General features: G+C 51.3%; 17 protein-coding genes. 1 reads left to right on the top strand and 16 read right to left on the bottom strand.

Translation table 11 applies throughout. The features are described 5' to 3' along the window. From ACXAFR_RS19010 to ACXAFR_RS18955, 12 genes are all read right to left on the bottom strand, one after another. On the bottom strand, positions 1-1,239 hold the full coding sequence (locus ACXAFR_RS19010) for a pyridoxal-phosphate-dependent aminotransferase family protein (RefSeq protein WP_475179664.1): 1,239 nt from the start codon (positions 1,237-1,239) through the stop codon (positions 1-3). Positions 1,240-1,254: 15 nt separating this feature from the next. Further along, positions 1,255-2,079, bottom strand: coding sequence for a sulfite exporter TauE/SafE family protein (locus ACXAFR_RS19005; protein WP_475179661.1), 825 nt, complete (start codon positions 2,077-2,079; stop codon positions 1,255-1,257). Positions 2,080-2,102: 23 nt separating this feature from the next. After that, entirely contained in the window at positions 2,103-3,674 is a 1,572-nt protein-coding gene (locus ACXAFR_RS19000) for a gamma-glutamyltransferase family protein (protein WP_475179659.1), read from the bottom strand. Positions 3,675-3,692: 18 nt separating this feature from the next. Then, positions 3,693-4,907 (bottom strand): amidase family protein, encoded by a 1,215-nt coding sequence (locus ACXAFR_RS18995; RefSeq protein WP_475179657.1) that lies wholly within the window; start codon positions 4,905-4,907, stop codon positions 3,693-3,695. Positions 4,908-5,336: 429 nt separating this feature from the next. Continuing rightward, entirely contained in the window at positions 5,337-6,020 is a 684-nt protein-coding gene (locus ACXAFR_RS18990; RefSeq protein ID WP_475179655.1) for a Fe2+-dependent dioxygenase, read from the bottom strand. Next, positions 6,014-7,153 (bottom strand): alpha-hydroxy acid oxidase, encoded by a 1,140-nt coding sequence (locus tag ACXAFR_RS18985; protein ID WP_475179653.1) that lies wholly within the window; start codon positions 7,151-7,153, stop codon positions 6,014-6,016. The genes ACXAFR_RS18990 and ACXAFR_RS18985 overlap by 7 nt, the downstream gene beginning before the upstream one ends. Before the next feature lie 91 nt (positions 7,154-7,244). After that, entirely contained in the window at positions 7,245-9,554 is a 2,310-nt protein-coding gene (locus ACXAFR_RS18980) for a TonB-dependent receptor (RefSeq protein WP_475179652.1), read from the bottom strand. A gap of 83 nt (positions 9,555-9,637) precedes the next feature. Then, a complete protein-coding gene (locus ACXAFR_RS18975; RefSeq protein WP_475179650.1) occupies positions 9,638-10,510 on the bottom strand; it encodes a TonB family protein in 873 nt (290 codons plus the stop codon). 2 nt (positions 10,511-10,512) lie between these two features. After that, a complete protein-coding gene (locus ACXAFR_RS18970; RefSeq protein WP_475179648.1) occupies positions 10,513-10,980 on the bottom strand; it encodes an ExbD/TolR family protein in 468 nt (155 codons plus the stop codon). Further along, positions 10,980-11,417 carry an ExbD/TolR family protein gene (locus ACXAFR_RS18965; protein WP_475179647.1) on the bottom strand — a complete coding sequence of 146 codons (438 nt, stop codon included), beginning with the start codon at positions 11,415-11,417 and terminating at the stop codon, positions 10,980-10,982. The genes ACXAFR_RS18970 and ACXAFR_RS18965 overlap by 1 nt, the downstream gene beginning before the upstream one ends. A 9-nt stretch (positions 11,418-11,426) precedes the next feature. Further along, positions 11,427-12,107 carry a MotA/TolQ/ExbB proton channel family protein gene (locus tag ACXAFR_RS18960; RefSeq protein ID WP_475179645.1) on the bottom strand — a complete coding sequence of 227 codons (681 nt, stop codon included), beginning with the start codon at positions 12,105-12,107 and terminating at the stop codon, positions 11,427-11,429. Between the two features lie 363 nt (positions 12,108-12,470). Beyond that, positions 12,471-13,043 carry a phosphoribosyltransferase gene (locus tag ACXAFR_RS18955; protein WP_475179644.1) on the bottom strand — a complete coding sequence of 191 codons (573 nt, stop codon included), beginning with the start codon at positions 13,041-13,043 and terminating at the stop codon, positions 12,471-12,473. Positions 13,044-13,056: 13 nt separating this feature from the next. On the opposite strand from ACXAFR_RS18955, the gene ACXAFR_RS18950 reads away from it, so the two are divergent. Further along, a complete protein-coding gene (locus ACXAFR_RS18950; RefSeq protein WP_475179642.1) occupies positions 13,057-13,503 on the top strand; it encodes a hypothetical protein in 447 nt (148 codons plus the stop codon). A gap of 15 nt (positions 13,504-13,518) precedes the next feature. On the opposite strand, the gene ACXAFR_RS18945 is transcribed toward ACXAFR_RS18950, so the two are convergent. The 4 genes from ACXAFR_RS18945 to bioD form a co-directional block, all read right to left on the bottom strand. Next, positions 13,519-13,707: a DUF3094 family protein gene (locus ACXAFR_RS18945; RefSeq protein WP_475179640.1), complete on the bottom strand. Its 189-nt coding sequence runs from the start codon at positions 13,705-13,707 to the stop codon at positions 13,519-13,521. A gap of 66 nt (positions 13,708-13,773) precedes the next feature. Then, positions 13,774-14,709, bottom strand: a complete 936-nt coding sequence (locus ACXAFR_RS18940; RefSeq protein ID WP_475179639.1) for a putative metalloprotease CJM1_0395 family protein — start codon at positions 14,707-14,709, stop codon at positions 13,774-13,776. Between the two features lie 44 nt (positions 14,710-14,753). After that, positions 14,754-15,023, bottom strand: coding sequence for a hypothetical protein (locus ACXAFR_RS18935; RefSeq protein ID WP_475179637.1), 270 nt, complete (start codon positions 15,021-15,023; stop codon positions 14,754-14,756). A gap of 176 nt (positions 15,024-15,199) precedes the next feature. Continuing rightward, positions 15,200-15,898, bottom strand: coding sequence for a dethiobiotin synthase (gene bioD, locus ACXAFR_RS18930; protein WP_475179633.1), 699 nt, complete (start codon positions 15,896-15,898; stop codon positions 15,200-15,202). Positions 15,899-15,922: the final 24 nt, after the last annotated feature.

Below are 15,922 nucleotides of genomic sequence, written 5' to 3'. Positions count from 1 at the left end.
TCAGGACTCCTGGGCGTAGAACCGCAACGCCTCAATGGTGGCTTCGCCTTTCGGCCCGCGATATCCATTTGCTTGTAAACAGGCATCCAAGCAAGCCAAGGTCGTGAGCACAGCGTCTTTACGAGCGTTGTATCCCATAGTCCCAATTCGCCAGATTTTTCCGTGCAGAGGGCCAAAAGACGTGCCGATTTCAATACTGAAGTCATTGAGCATTTGAGTGCGAACGGCATCACCGTCAACACTGTCGGGAATATAAACCCCGACGACATTGTTCATTTTATAGCGCAGGTCGCCATAGGGTTTTAAACCCATTGCCTGCAATCCGCACAACATGGCATCCCCATGCAATTTATGACGGGCAACAGCGTTTCCAACGCCTTCTTGAATAAGTAAACGCGCGCACTCAGCAGCACAATACAGCATACTGGTCGCTTCCGTGTGGTGGTTTAGACGCTCTTCACCCCAGTAATCAAGAATCATCGGGATATCAAAATAATTCGACGCAATGACAGGCTCACGCCCTTCATCATGATCTTGAGTGCGAATACCTGCCTCAATATGACGGCGCTTACGAACCCACTCCACATAACGTGGACCGAGCGTAACCGGAGCGGACCCAGAGGGTCCTCCGAGACACTTTTGCAAGCCTACAGAGACTGCATCGAGTTGCCATTCGTCCGCAAGTAATTCGTTACCGCCAATGGAAGCGGTAGCATCACAATAGAATAAAACATCGTGACGGCGACAAATGTCACCCAGGTCTGCCAACGGTTGATTCATTGTGGTCGACGTGTCGCCCTGAACCGTCGCCAGCATACGTGGCTGAACCCGCTTAATCGCTTCTTCAATTCGCTCGGGCGGACAGACTTCCCCCCAGGGGATATCGATCGTATGAACTTCAGCTCTCGCCCGCTGGGCAATCTCTGCCAGAAGATGTCCAAATCGGCCCATCACCGGAATCAGTACTTTGTCACCTGGGCGTAATGCTGAAATCAGAACGGCTTCTATGCCTGCTCGGGATGTGCCGTCGATTAACAGCGTCCAGTCGTTTTGCGTTTGAAAGACTTCGCGGTAGCGCGCCATCGTCTGATTCATAAACCCCGTCATCGCGGGGTCATATTGACCGATAAGCTGAGCGGACATGGCCCGAAGTACTCGTGGATCGGCATTAATCGGACCCGGCCCCATCAACAACCTCTGAGGAGGATTTAACGTGTTGATATCAATTTTCTCTTGCATCAGAACATCCTCAAATTACGTGGACAATGTTTGCAGCAACATCCGTGTGCCTGTCACAAACAGAACTGCAGCAAAGGCTTTTTTCAGTTGCTTCTGATCGAGCATTGCGCCAATTTTTGCGCCGATTGGGGCAAAAATAACCGTCAGGGGTACGATGGCGATAAAGGCAGGCAAATTCACAAGTCCCCATGTACCAACCGGCGCATCTGCGGGGCTTTCACCAAACAACAACAGCGTGATGACCCCAGGCAGGGCGATGGTCAGTCCAAACGCGGCCGCAGTGCCGACGGCTCGGTGTGCAGCAACATTGAATGCCGTCAAGAGAGGAACACCCAGCGTCCCTCCGCCGATACCAATCATGACGGATAAACCTCCAACAGCGATGGCCATAATACTCTGGCCTAATGTTCCCGGAAGTCCTTCCACCATTGCCGGAGCCCCGGCTCGAAACAGCATGTTCAAACTGACCATTACGGCAATGACACCGAACATAATCGTAAGAATATCGCCATGGATATTACTTGCCAGCAAGCTGCCCGCAATGGAAGCCACCAGAATAAAGCCCGTCCACAGTCGCAAAATGGACATGTCCAGATTGCCTTTGCGATAGTGAGCGGTAATGGAAGAAATCGATGTGGGAACAATCGTCGCAAGGGATGTTGCAGTGGCAATTGCCATCGCGCTTTCCGGACTGACATTAAACGACTGCAACAGAAAGTAGAGTACGGGCACAATGACAATGCCGCCGCCCACTCCCAACAATCCCGCCAAAATCCCCGCACACACACCAGTAATTGCCAGCGCCAGAAAAATTGGCCAGGCTTCAATCAATTCAGACATCAATAGGGTATCTCTTAAAAATGTTAAAGAATGCTGGCTGCGCCATCTGACCGTGGATCAGTGGCAGCTTCCAACACATGTGTTGTATCACAAACAATGGCTCCTGCGTGGCCCATTAGCTCTGTACAGGCGGGAACTTCGACCCACTCGTGTCCCAATGCCGTCAATGAATCTCCAATTTCCCCGGCGAGATCCGCTTCAACCTTGAGGTTGTTGGAAACATCTCCCCAGGTACGGCCAAGCAACCAACGCCCGGCGGCAATCGAGTCTGCCAGTGACAGCCCCCGCCACGCATAACGAGAAAAAACCGCGGCTTGAGTCTGAGGCTGTCCCTCCCCCCCCATAGTGCCGTAGGTCAAACGGCGACCATCATTAAATTGCGCGTACGCGGGGTTGAGGGTATGAAAAGGCTTTTTGGATGGCGCAATGGCATTGATGTGAGACGGGTCGGCAGAAAAGCCAGCGCCGCGATTGTTCCAGACAAAGCCTCCATCTTCGATAACGATGCCCGCGCCAAATTCCCAGTAGATACTCTGAATAAAACTGACCATTTGTCCCTTGGCGTCTCGGGCACCCATCCAGATCGTATCACCGTGCCTGGCGTCTTGAGGCCAGTCAGCGGCTTTTGCTAAATTGATGACGCCAGCCTCTCGCTCGATCTGAGTGTTGGAGAGCAATTCTGTATAGCTATCAGGCACAGACGCAGGGTCGGTAATGTTGGCATCTCGCAACAAAAATGCGCGTTTCGTAGACTCCACCAACAGATGCACCCAATCAGCTTCTTTTTTCACCTGCTTGCGCAAACGATCGGCGATAGCCAAGATCAGTAGCGATGCAGTACCCTGCGTTGGCGCCGGCATATTGTATAAGGTCGCCCCCTCGATTGAGACTTGCTGAGGCGTAACCCAGATCGCCTGAGTAGCCGCCAAATCTTGCATAGACAGCGGGCTGCCTTGTGCCTGAAGCGTTGCAAAGATTCGGCGAGCTAATTCTCCGGTATAGAAATCATCAATTCCCCGCTCACCGAGTTGATGGAAGGTCTGCGCCAGATCAGGGTTACGAAACAATGTGCCTGCCGACAACGGCAACTGCTGAGGCTCATAAAGTTGACGAAAGTGATCGTTACGGGCATCAACGGAAAACAGCTTTTCACACGCCGCCTGCATACTCTCGGTCACGGTAAACCCCGAGCTTGCAACAGAAATAGCTGGCTGAAGCAGTTCGGACAGACTGAATTTACGGTCGGGCTCTGCGTCCAACGCTGCCTGCCACCCCCTCAGCGTGCCCGCTTGATTGATCGCACTGATACCGCCTCGCGTTGGCAATGCGTCGCCGTGAAAATAGTGCTCAGGCAGTGATGAGGCACTGCGCCCACAGGCATCCAACGCTCTCGGCACAGTGTCTGAATCATCGGAAATCAGCCAGAAACTGTCACCGCCAATCGCATTCATGTGTGGGTAGACGACTGTGATCATCGCCGCTGCGGCGACCATAGCCTCAACCGCGGAGCCACCTTTGCGGAGGATATCGAGCCCCGCTTCTGTCGCCAGGTAATGCGGCGCGGTAAAGGCCAGTGTATTGTCTTTTTTCATCATTATTTCTGTAACACCTTATTATTCATTAAAAACAGAATCGAGCTCATTCACTAACTTCAACAACTGTCGATCACAACCCGGGCGCATCATCACCGAAAAACCCGACGGTTTTTCATGACTCATCTCACCGTCGCTTTCAGATAGTGTGAAGGCAGGCAGGTGACATTGTGGCGCCCCCCAAAGGCCCGCCACGGATGTCAACTGCAGTAATCTTCCTCGCAATGCCGATTGATCTGCACCCATCGCCGGTGCGGTAGTTGCAGTGCTCGGTAACAACAGTACACAGTCGCGATCAGCAAGCCACGCTTGTAACTCTCCCTGCCAGCGCAATCGCACCTCTTGTGCGGCATCGATTTCAGCATCCTGTAAATCCAATGCCATATGAATTCGCTGTGCAATCGCGGGCTCAAAGTGTTCCACATTCTTCCTTAGCCAGTCACCGTGGGTGCTCGCAATGGCCGCCCCCTGCAAAACGCGAAAACTCTCGCCCAACTGATCTAACATAGAAGCCTCGGGAATAGGCAGATCTTCGACGCTGGAAAAATGAGAGTGCAAAACCGGTAGCACCTTCTCAAAAAACGTAGATTGAATCTGAAGGTCCGCAAACGCCCATAGCGGACGACATAAAACGGCCGTTCGAGGCGAGTCAAAGTCATCATCAGGTGGCAAAAGTCGCTCACCAATGGTTTGCAAGAGAGGCACATTGCGAGTGAACCACCCCACTGTATCAAAGGGGGGCGCCAATGGAATCAAACCTTCCGACGACACGACCCCGTGAGTTGGTCGCATGCCGAACAGGCCGCAATAGGATGCCGGTACTCTGACCGAGCCTCCGGTGTCTGTGCCCAAAGCCGCATCAGCAAGACCTGCAGCAACAGCCGCGGCAGATCCCATGCTGGAACCGCCACAGACATGGCCGGGGACCCTAGGATTTTCAGCAGTACCGTAATGAAAATTGCTCCCTTGTAGGGCATAGGCAAGCTCATCCGTATGGGTGAATCCCACGAATTCCGCACCGGCATCCAGCAGTTTTTGCAGCGCAAGAGCGGTTGTTTCGGCGGGCCCGTGACTCTCCCACCAGGCTGGATTACCTGCAGTATTCCGTTCACCGCGCAGATGGAACAAGTCTTTCACCGCGAGCGATATTCCCTGCAAGGGTCCAATTTCAGTGAGTCGCAAAGCTCGAGGACCATGGGAACAAAAGACGCCCGGAGGCAGAACTGACGCTGTCATCACAGATTCCTTGGTTGCAGCAGAGAATACCTCCCGAGCCAATCCTGTATCGACAGATACTATTGAGTCAGGTGGATCTGGAAATTAAGAATGGCGAGGTAAATGCCCCAAACATTAAAAGGAGCAAGAACTTCGCCACTATCTCTCTGAGCAGAACACAGGAGGCTGTCTGAACAACCACCCATAGGGAAATCATGATAAAACAGATCACTGAATATCGCGGTAATACAACGATTCAGAGATAGGTTGGGCGATGTGGATTTGGCGCGCTACGTGGCAACGCCTATTTATCTGACCAATTGGTCAAGAATACTATCGGAAGCACAGGGGTTGGTCAAGCATCATACAGTTATCCGACGAAGCTTCTCCGGAGAGTATGGAAAACTGAAAAACACTGAGTGAATTTAAGAGCGCCACTCGACAGACGGCTTAGCAGTCAGCCCACTGCCGTAATAGGTTGTGATATATGCCTGAAAGGCGGGTCACCTCAGCATCATCTGAGCCTCGCTCGAGAGTGAGCTGCTGAATACTTGAGTCCAGGTCGAAGAGTAAGGTTCTCTGATCGGGCTCTCTCACCATGCTTTGAATCCAGAAAAAAGCGCAAATCCGTTCGCCCCGTGTCACCGGAGTCACCTGATGCAAGCTGCTCGAGGGATAAAGCACCATGTCACCCGCTTCTAATTTTACCTCCTGTACCCCAAACGCCGTTTCGATCGTCAGTACGCCACCATCGTAAGATTCCGGCGCCGTAAGAAACAGCGTCGCGGACAAATCTGTCCGCATATAATGGCCCGAGGAAGGGAGCCCCATTACAGACCCATCAACATGCACACCATAAGTGCCACCATTGCGGTAGCAGTTAAACTTGGGAGGATAAATCGTTTTCGGCAGCGCCGCCGAGATAAATTGAGGATGCTGCCCCAATCGGGACAATATCTGGTTACGCAACTCTTCGGCAATCGGCTGCCGATCATCAAGCTGTTCGTTGGATTTAACCTTTGACGCAACGGCGCCCGCTGACAGTCGCCCAGCTTGCCACTGAGCGCTCGCGAGCTTCGCCAAATACAGTTTTACCTCTTCTGGCGACAGCAGGCGTTCGATCGTTATCAACATGGATGTTCCGCTCTTAAAACTCTTTCAGGACTTATTTCAGTGAGCTTAGGCGTACCGGCAAGACTCATAACCACATGCAACTCTTCAACCAGCGTTCGCAGTAAATGCGCCACACCCAAAGCACCGGCCACCGATAAAGCATACACTTGCGGACGCCCTAACATGACGGCATTGGCTCCTAGTGCCAGCGCTTTAAACGCATCGGAACCGCTGCGAATACCACTATCGCACAACAGAGTAAATTCCCTACCCACGGCGCTTCTGATGGCGGGTAGACAGTCCAATGCAGCCGGGTAGTCATCCAAAGCGCGCCCACCGTGGTTAGAAACTACGACCCCATCAATGCCTATTGATTTCGCTTTGATGGCGTCTTCCGGATGCAAGATGCCTTTTATCAGCAGCGGCAATCTTGTTTCATCACGCAGGCGGGCGATGGTTTCCCAAGTTGGAGCCCCAGCCATAACTCCCTGAAAAACTGGACTTGAATCCTCAGGAAGATTCGAAACTGACGACGGCGAGAAGGACGACAAATTGGCGGCAACCACGCCTTTCGGTAAAGCAAATCCCGAACGTTGAATGCTATAGCGCATTGCCTGCACAGGCACATCTACCGTCACAACAATCGCCTGACAGCCCGCGGCTTCGGCCCGCGCCAGTAACGAGATTGTATCCTGCCACTGAGGCTGGCAATAGAGTTGAAACCAGGTGCGATCAGCTGCGGAGACAATGGATTCCAGAGCAATGCCCGACAGCGTACTGATGGTCATACAGGCATCGAGTGCAGCAGCACCTTGTGCGGTCGCTACCTCGCCTGCGGGATGAACCAGTGTTTGATAAGCCAACGGGCCGAGAATAAACGGATGCGAATACCCTTGCCCAAACAGAGTTAAATCGCTGGAGGCAGAGGACATATCCACCAACACTCGGGGCTGAATCTGCCAGCGTTGCAACGCCTTACGGTTACGCGAAACCCCCAGATCGGCGCCAGAGCCACCCGTGATATACGCCCATATCGGCTCAGGCAGAAACTGCTGAGCAACCCGCTCATAATCCTGTGCAGACAGAATTTCCCGGGGAATATGATCAAGCTTGGCTGGATAGCCGTGTAGATGAGTCGGCGCAGAACCAGACATATAGGGCAGTATTTCCGATAATTACAATGGCGGTTCCCGTCATGACACCCGCAGGCGCCAGGACGGGAACCGCTTGACCTCTGTAAACCTATCAGAACTCGTAGCTGAGACTCAACTGGGCATTACGACGATCGCCAATATAGGCAAATGAACCACTGCGGTAGGCTGTAAGGTAGTAATCCTTATCGGTGACATTACCAACGTTTAACCGAGCGCTGAATTTGGGCGTAAAGTCATAGGTCGCGAAGAAATCGTACACCGTATAACTTGGAACACTCAAATCTTCGTTCGCAGCGGAATCTGGCTGGCCAACGTAAACCTCACTGGAATAAGTCGCAGTCGCACCAAAAGCAAACGCTGACGATAACTGATAACGCAGCTGCCAATAAAGGCTTTTATCCGCAAAATTCGCCAGAGTACGGCCACGAACATCTTCGGTAACCGAGACATTACCAGCGTTGTCGGTCGTCGTATTTGTACCGTTATCGAAAGAATCGAGGATTTCCGCGTTCATCAGTGACGCGCCAAATTGAGTACTTAAACTATCGGTGATATTACCAACCAAAGATACTTCAACACCTTTAACACGATTCTTACCCGTATTCAGAGTACCGGTCGTCTCATAGTCAGCGCCTTCCATTACATCATCTTTGGTAATCTGGAACACTGCCGCAGTCGCCAACAGCTTGTCGTCGAACAACTCCCACTTGGTACCCAGTTCAATGTTTTCAGTTTTTTCCGGCTTGCTGTTCCCAACCAGGGTCTCATCACCACAAATACCACCATAGCCGCATGTTCCACCGACATCAGACTCGCCACCATTAATATTGGCAGATGTGCTGTAGGTAAAATAAACGTTGGCGCCGTCGCTTATGTTAAAGACAAGTCCAGCATGACCATTCCAAAGCGTATCGGAATAACTAAAATTCGTTGGGACATCGGCACCTCGTTGATAGACATCATTGCTGTAGTCAAAATCATCCGCACGAAGACCTAAAAAAACGCTCCACTGATCATTGAGGTCGATGGTATCCATAACAGATAGCGACCAAGTTTCAATAGAGTAATCAGAATCCCAAGCGCCTTTCGAAATACTCCGCCCCATCAGCGAATCGATATTCGCCACCTCATTGCCATTAGCATCAATAATACAGTAGTTAGGGCTTTCACCGCCGCGACCACTGGTAACACAGTTTGTTGCTCCCACGTTTTCAACGTCATAGGCGCCATTCAACACATCGTGTTTGGTAAATTCCGCACTGAAAACAAACTGATTTTCCATGCCACCCAATTCGGTATCGAAGTACACGTTGGTCTGATTGGCAAAGTATTCAACTTCCTGCCAGCCTTGATGAGTACTTAGCGAAATTGTTGGTGTGTTGGTTAAAAGATCTGTGGTGCCGCTCGCGCCAGTCACCACATAACCATTATCGGTTGTTCCGTAACGAGAGGCGTTTGACAGACTCAGCAGCTCAGAAAACTCATAGTCAACGCGGAAGGTATAGGTCTCAACGTCGGAATCGAGAAAATCCTGCTTTTGAACGTAGACAGGAATGTCGGCATTAGCATGCCCGGTATCCCGATCGATGTAGCTGCCCAAATCTGGATTATCTTCTGCTTTAAGATAGTAGTAATCGGCAATTAATTTGAGCTTGTCGGAAGCATCAAAGGCACCGGAAAGCGCAATTCCGTTACGCTCGCGATCGGCGGGACCGCGATCAGGCACTTCTTCATACGCGTGCAGTAAATTGACACGTACAGCAGCGGAATCTGTTAATCGGTAATTGCTATCCACGGTGATACGGCGATATTCGTCAGTGCCCAATCCGCCTTCTGCTTTGTTGAAGTTATAGTCTGTACTCGCCTGTTTGGTGATGCTGTTTACCGCTCCGCCGGTTGAACCTCGGCCGGCAAACGTAGAACTTGGCCCTTTGGTAATTTCCACCTGTTCTACCGCAAAACTCTCCCGCGTTGTCATACCAGGATCACGCAATCCATCAACAAACACATCACTGCGAGCTTCGTGACCTCGAATAACGTAACGATCGCCGAACGCGTTGCCGTTTTCCCCCGTACCCAACGTAATGCCAGGCTGCGCAGCGAGAACATCCTTCAAATCGGTCTTACCAGAGTCCTTAATCTCTTCCTGAGTTAAAACACTAATGGTTTGTGGCGTATCTGCCAGCTTTTTAACGTGACGACTATCACCAGAGACTTCCGCTTTGTAGGGAGCTCCAGGAGTCGCATAAGGATTGGTGTCGAGAGTACGATCTTCAATACTCATCGTATCGAGCATAATCGTCTCTTCCTCGTCTTGAGCATAAAGATGACCGCTGCCGATAACCGTTGAAATTCCCAGAGCCAACGCACTACTTGTTAGGACCGGGGATTTCTTTCGCATGCCATGTCTAAGACTCGTAGGCTTAAGAACAACTCGTGATGTATTTTGGCTTTCATTTTTCATGGGCTTACTCTCCACTTAATTTATTCCGTTCGTAATGAATATTCCACGGGAATGGCCAGAGTCAGTCGCTCTCGCTTCATTTTTTTGGGTATTGCAGGCACGGGATCAGCGGCTGCTAACATCTTTCGCGCGGCATCATCGAGCTGAGGATAGCCAGAGCTCTTCTGGATACCTGAGGACAGCACCCTGCCATCTTGATCAATGGTAAATTTAATAACGACAGTCCCCTGAATCTTTTGCTTCTTCAACTCGCCCGGGTAATCCTTGAAACGATTCAACCAAGCCATCAATTCAGAGTAATATCCCTGGACATTCCCTGAACGACCACCACTGCTATTATCACGACTTGATCCAGAAGCTTTACGCATTGCCTGTGAAGAGGTCGACTGACTCTCTTGCTTGGGCTTGGGTGTATCCTGGTGAGATTTTTCATCAACCTTTGCCACGACGGCTTTTGGCTTTGGTGGCGCGACAGCCTCTTGCTTTTCTTCCTTGGGCAGAACGAGATTTGGCTTCAGCTGAGTCAGGACCGGCGTTGGCAACTCCTCGAGAGCCACCTTTGGCTTTTCTACTGGAGCCTCTTTTACAGGCTCAGGCTTTATATCAGGTTCTACAGCGACTTCAGGAATGGATTCTGGCTCCGGCTGCGGATCCTCTGCGGCGACCGGCACGGGTACAGGCTCCTCAACCAGAGTCTCTTCGGCGTCCCGCCCAGTTTGCTCCGCAGCATCAGCGAAAGAGCCAACCATTCCGAGCCCGACCGTCAATCCGCCCTCTCCGGCACCTTGGGCACCATCGATCTCTCGTTCGCTATAAAAGAGCGCGAAAGCTGCTGCACCATGCAATAAACAGGCGCCAATAAAACTGACAAACCACAATCCTGGACGACTCATAACTACCCTTCAGCTGACGCTTCAACGACCAAAGTCACTTGCTGAATATTTGCTTCTTTGAGCGCCAGAAGGAGAGGATCTAATACCGATGCTGGCAAACCTGCGTCGACCTTCAACAAGACGTGCGGCTGAACCCTTTCATTTTGAATGCTTCCGGGATCGCCATCCAAATTCAGTTCGCTTGAAAAACGACTGAGAAGATCAGAACCCGTTACCGATTCCACCAACTCGCCGTCGATGCGAAGCTGTCGGTTCGCGGTTAAAGCGATAACGTGACTTTCATCTTCAATCAGTTTCTCGGAATGGCTGTCTGGCGCATCAAAGTCGATACCATCCTGACTGGCAACCTTGCCGGCGACCATAAAGAACACCAGCATTAAAAATACAATGTTGATCAAAGGAATCATGCTGTCATCGTCACTCGATGACTTACGTCCACTTGCCAACCATGGCGAGCTCCCCGAAAACATCAACTTGCAGGCTCCCCACCAAAAGATTCCAATAAATTAACAGAGGCAACGCCACGGGATGCCAATTCGTCCATCACGGTAATAACATCTTGAACACTGACGGTCGCTTCTGGGCGCACGAGAAGAGAACGTTGATCCTTAAGCCAGATTTGCAGCATTTCAGAAAAGCGCAAACTGTCTCGAGGAAACTCGTCCCCCTCGGCGCGAAGAATGCCATTTGGCAGAACCTCAAGCACCAGCGGCTCGACATCCTGAGCCACTGAACTCGACTCAGCAGCAACCGCAGCAGAGAGTTCTTGAGCAAAATAGCGCGAGAAGGTCGACGTCAGCATAAAAAACAATAACAGTATAAAAACCACATCGATCAACGGTGTAAGGCTTATGACAGCTCTACGCCTACTGCCGGCCGCTGCCAGCATGCTACCCGAAGGATTCATGTCGCCAACCTAAGAAATTGCTCTGGGGCGAGGGTATTCCAAAACTTTCTGCGTCTCAGAGTCTGCAGCGACTAACGCCATGAACTGAGCCAGATGATCGGCCATCGCCAAGCCACATACCTCTGCCTTCCGATCAAACCAGTTGAACAATAGGTTTGCAGGGATAGCCACGACAAGCCCCACGGCCGTCGTTAACAGCGCCTGCCAGATGCCGCCCGACAAAACCGAGGGATCGACTTGCTTACCCGCAGATTCCATCGCCTGAAAGGCTGCGATCATTCCAAGCACAGTCCCCAGTAAGCCAATCAATGGGGCCAAAGAGGCAATCACTTCCAAGGGCCGCAAACCACTTCTCAAATCAGCCAACAGCACCATGCCATAGCGATTGACGTCGTCGACTAATGACTGACCATGCAACTGGTTTTCACCGACCCTTTGAGCCGCATAATACTGGAGACGAGAAACAGGATGCTGTCCATCCTCCAAATAGTGAGTCGCTTCCTCACGCTTGCCCGATTTCCATGCCTGAATAAACTTTTCGCTCGCGCGCAGATATCGCTGACCAAATAAACCGCACGCAAAAAAAGTCCAGAGCTTGTAAAACGCGCAAGTCACAACACCCAACGACAAAAACAACAGCAGATAAACAATTGGTCCACCCGCTGAAAGAATATTTTCTACCGCTTCCATTTGCTGCTAACAACTCCAACAAAGACACATCAAATACTAATGATAGTAATTCTCAGATAGAATAACATTCCGTTATAAACTTTCAACAAATATTTATCACTAGCACACTATTTTTTGGCGCACGAAACATCAGCGCACAAAATCAATAGGCGCAAGCCTGGGAATCAAAAAGCGATTGGTCTTGGCAAAAATATGAGCCGACAAAACTGCCACCGGTAGCAGTCAGAAATAATTGTTTTTTTACAGTTTAAGGGGAGGCAGTTCAAAGCAGCCCGCATGCTTGGAGGTTACATACACAAACGGGCGGCTTACACTTATGAGAAGGGAAATGAATAATCCGATGTTCACAGAGGATATCGGACGTTAATTGGAACTCTTTGAGCGATAACTTTTCATCAACTCGGCCACTTCCGGCTTGTGAAGAGCGATCTCTTCCTCCGTCAGGCCATCAATCTCATGGGGAAAAACCAGCCACTGATCGGTTTCATAAAGATAGTAATCTGGCAGGGTATCGGTTTTGTTGTTGCCGGGCTTATACCATGGCGTTGCCGAACGGATGACACCCGGAGTATTGTCCCCAAGTCGCTCGTGCAACGTGCGAATAATGGCATTAATACTCAGTCCCGAATCGAATACGTCGTCGACAATCAACAAACTATGCTCTGAGCGCAGCCGCTCTAAAAGATAATCCAGGCCATGAACCTCGACCTCTTTCGTTCTCTTGCCGATGCCAATGTAAGAGGCGGTTCGAATTGCAATATGGTCCGCTGTAATGCCACACACTTCCATAATTTCTTGCACGGCGATTCCCACCGGCGTGCCTCCACGCCAGACGCCCACAATAAAATCGGGGCGGAATCCACTATGCAGGATTTTCATGCCCAATTTGAATGAATCGTCCAATAGTTCATTGGCGGATATGTAATACTTCTCCATTAGTGTCCCGTTGGTGAGGTGGCTTCTCTCTGATACGTTAAAATACAATTTTACGCCGGATATTCAGGGAAAATTGCTGTCAATAGCCCATAATACCCGAGTCAGTGTCGTTTTTGTTCGTCAAACTGCTACCCAAGCTATGAAACCGGTAAAAACAAAGGAAGAAATTCGCCAGGAATTAGATGCCCAAATCGGCCTCTATCTGTCTAAGGGTGGCAGGGTAAGTCAACATGCGCCAGGAGAAAGTGGTCGGAGCCGTAACGAGCCTCTCAACAAGCCCCCGTTCATTGAGCGAAGTGGAGACCAAAATCGCACTCAAGTTATGACGGAGATCCAGGCAATTGAAGAACGTCGGCAGCAACTGCGGCGCACGAAGAAGCCAGCTAAACGACGCCCCAAACCACGCCGAACGTTACTTAAGGACGATTTTGGGGAACCTTTGCGCTGGATAACCGATTGATAAAGGCAGCGGACGCTATACGGCCCCGTGCTGGCGAGCAACCAGGTAACTGACGCCACTCATCACAATCAATACCAACCAGATTACCCCCAACAATCCCCACAAACGAACGGGCCGGCGCTCCGTCGCGTTAACGCCAGAATGAGTGACCTTGTCGACACGGGCCTGATCGTCGGGATACATCTGTGGTTGATCGACAGACATAGAGAAGACTCCGCAGTTGTAGGAATCTCCAACAGTACAGCACTCCGCTCTTAGGTAACACCCTACTCAGGCAAGCAGATCCAACAGGCCGCCAACAGGCGTGGCTGGAGCCACGGCGCCAGTTTCGATCAGTCGTTGCAACAGATTGATATTAATGGGATTCATCGACAACTCCGGCTGTTCATAGCCCTCTTTTTGAAAATCATCGATTCCCGCGAAACTGTTCTCCTCCTCCATCGTGTCGGTATCGATACCCGAAGAAGATGCTACTGAATCCTGCTCTTCAGACGGCAACGCCTCCTCAGATTCTTCGCTTCTGATGTCAGAGGATTGTGACGCAATTTCCTGCAGAGCCTCCCTCTCAATAATCGCTGCCTGGGCGGCGACTTGGCGATCCTGAGGTGACGGATCCGCAGGTGCCAAAGCCGCCATCTGTACTCGACGGGCATTTTGCAAAGTTGCCTCGGGATCACCCGCGACCTTGGCAAATGCGATTGCTACCTCTCCGGAAACTGCATAGCTGACACCATCGGGGCCGCGCTCATATTGGTAGGATGGCGATCCCGTCAGCTGTCCACCTGCTGCAGCATGGGCTTGCTCATGGGCTCTGACCTCTCGGTCGCGCGCCACCAGCTGATCGATCACCGCTCGCTCTTGTTCCAGTTCTCTGGTATCAACCGCCCCGAGACCAACCATTCCACCAGCACTGCCAACGGAATCTGACCCACCTGATGAGGCCACACGACTCTCGGCAACATTTGCGCTCACCTCGGCAGCGCCTGAGCCCTGCCCCATGATCACACCAGATGAAGATAAATCCACGACCGCTGCAGGTTGGGATGTTTGCGGAGCCACAACTCCAGACGCTGCCACAGAGAGAGAAGATTGACCTAACGACTGAGAAACAGCTGAAGGATAAGGCGCACTAGACACCGACGCCTGTGCGGCAGAAGAAGAAACCGAAGATGATGCAGAAACCGGTGCCGAGATCGAAGCTGTCACCGGGGAATGCATTGACGAAATCATAATGCCGTCTGGGAGTACGCCTAAGCTCGAGTATCGAGAAGCGCTCCCAAAGCCTCGTCTGCGACAGAAACCACTTTTGCAGAGGCGTCAAAAACATGCTGTTGCTGCTTGAGTTCAAGCATCGGCTCCACATGATCGCGAACACTCTGCTGTTCATTGGGCGCCGTGGATGCACTGGCATTTGCCGTCTCGACACTGAGATGTGCAATCTCACTGGCAGCCTTGGTCATTCTCTGCTGGCTGTGCAGCATTCCCTGCAGGCCAGTGGACGCTACGGAATCAATAGCCATAACGATTTTCCTGACGTGTTTAAGTTGAGCTTATTGTAAAAAAATATTGTCTACTTTTCAGTCAATTCCGACGGAGAATACAGGGACTTTAATACCGTTTTTGCGCAAAAAACAATCTGATATAGCCGAACCCCATCATTGCGTCAAAAGCTGGTAACCGCGCCTGCCAGCCCGAATCAACCGAGCAATTTCGTCAAATTTATGCAGCCCGCAGCTTGGCTTAAGCGACGATCTGCTTCCTGCTCACCCAGCCAGGGTATAACTCCGAGACAAGGACTTTTTAGCGACCGCTCCAACATAAGAATATTTTCGTCGACGCGAGACATATCGCCATCAATCTGATTTGCAACCCAGCCAGCGATGGTAACGCCCTGACGCTCAATACTTTCAGCCGTCAATAGGGCATGGCTGATGCATCCTAATTTGACGCCGACCACCAGAATAACCGGAACGCGTAATTCTGCAGCCAAGTCACCGATCGTCTCCCTCTGATTGAGCGGCACCCGCCAGCCGCCCGCACCTTCGATCACCAATAAATCCGCTTTGGATAACATCACCCCCTGACAAAAGCCGGCCAGTCGACTCACCGAGAGGCGCCTGGACTCTTCTTCGGCAGCAATATGAGGTGCGATCGGTGATCGTAACGCAATTGGGTTCACCTGCTCGTAGCTCAGATCCGCCGTCATCGCCGACATCAGCTGTTGTGCATCTTCGTTGCGCAGTCCGTCTGCGGTCTCGTCGCATCCAGCAGCCAGAGGCTTCATTGCCAGCGTTATCATCCCTTGGTTCGCGGCTGCCGTAAGTAGTGCACAGGATACAAATGTCTTACCACAATCTGTGTCTGTCCCAGTCACAAAAAAAGTCTGTTTTGCCATGGTATACCCAAAAAGAAACATCAA

It is taken from the genome of Pseudomaricurvus sp. ABR4_320, from assembly GCF_056159445.1.
Note: the sequence above shows the minus strand (reverse complement) of the source record. Positions and strands in the feature narration are given on the sequence as shown.

Bases quoted from the DNA above. Each gene is read 5' to 3' on its own strand.
- ACXAFR_RS19010 (WP_475179664.1), bottom strand. From the start codon at position 1,239: ATGCAAGAGAAAATTGATATCAACACGTTAAATCCTCCTCAGAGGTTG.
- ACXAFR_RS19005 (WP_475179661.1), bottom strand. From the start codon at position 2,079: ATGTCTGAATTGATTGAAGCCTGGCCAATTTTTCTGGCGCTGGCAATT.
- ACXAFR_RS19000 (WP_475179659.1), bottom strand. From the start codon at position 3,674: ATGATGAAAAAAGACAATACACTGGCCTTTACCGCGCCGCATTACCTG.
- ACXAFR_RS18995 (WP_475179657.1), bottom strand. From the start codon at position 4,907: ATGACAGCGTCAGTTCTGCCTCCGGGCGTCTTTTGTTCCCATGGTCCT.
- ACXAFR_RS18990 (WP_475179655.1), bottom strand. From the start codon at position 6,020: ATGTTGATAACGATCGAACGCCTGCTGTCGCCAGAAGAGGTAAAACTG.
- ACXAFR_RS18985 (WP_475179653.1), bottom strand. From the start codon at position 7,153: ATGTCTGGTTCTGCGCCGACTCATCTACACGGCTATCCAGCCAAGCTT.
- ACXAFR_RS18980 (WP_475179652.1), bottom strand. From the start codon at position 9,554: ATGCGAAAGAAATCCCCGGTCCTAACAAGTAGTGCGTTGGCTCTGGGA.
- ACXAFR_RS18975 (WP_475179650.1), bottom strand. From the start codon at position 10,510: ATGAGTCGTCCAGGATTGTGGTTTGTCAGTTTTATTGGCGCCTGTTTA.
- ACXAFR_RS18970 (WP_475179648.1), bottom strand. From the start codon at position 10,980: ATGTTTTCGGGGAGCTCGCCATGGTTGGCAAGTGGACGTAAGTCATCG.
- ACXAFR_RS18965 (WP_475179647.1), bottom strand. From the start codon at position 11,417: ATGAATCCTTCGGGTAGCATGCTGGCAGCGGCCGGCAGTAGGCGTAGA.
- ACXAFR_RS18960 (WP_475179645.1), bottom strand. From the start codon at position 12,107: ATGGAAGCGGTAGAAAATATTCTTTCAGCGGGTGGACCAATTGTTTAT.
- ACXAFR_RS18955 (WP_475179644.1), bottom strand. From the start codon at position 13,043: ATGGAGAAGTATTACATATCCGCCAATGAACTATTGGACGATTCATTC.
- ACXAFR_RS18945 (WP_475179640.1), bottom strand. From the start codon at position 13,707: ATGTCTGTCGATCAACCACAGATGTATCCCGACGATCAGGCCCGTGTC.
- ACXAFR_RS18935 (WP_475179637.1), bottom strand. From the start codon at position 15,023: ATGGCTATTGATTCCGTAGCGTCCACTGGCCTGCAGGGAATGCTGCAC.
- bioD (WP_475179633.1), bottom strand. From the start codon at position 15,898: ATGGCAAAACAGACTTTTTTTGTGACTGGGACAGACACAGATTGTGGT.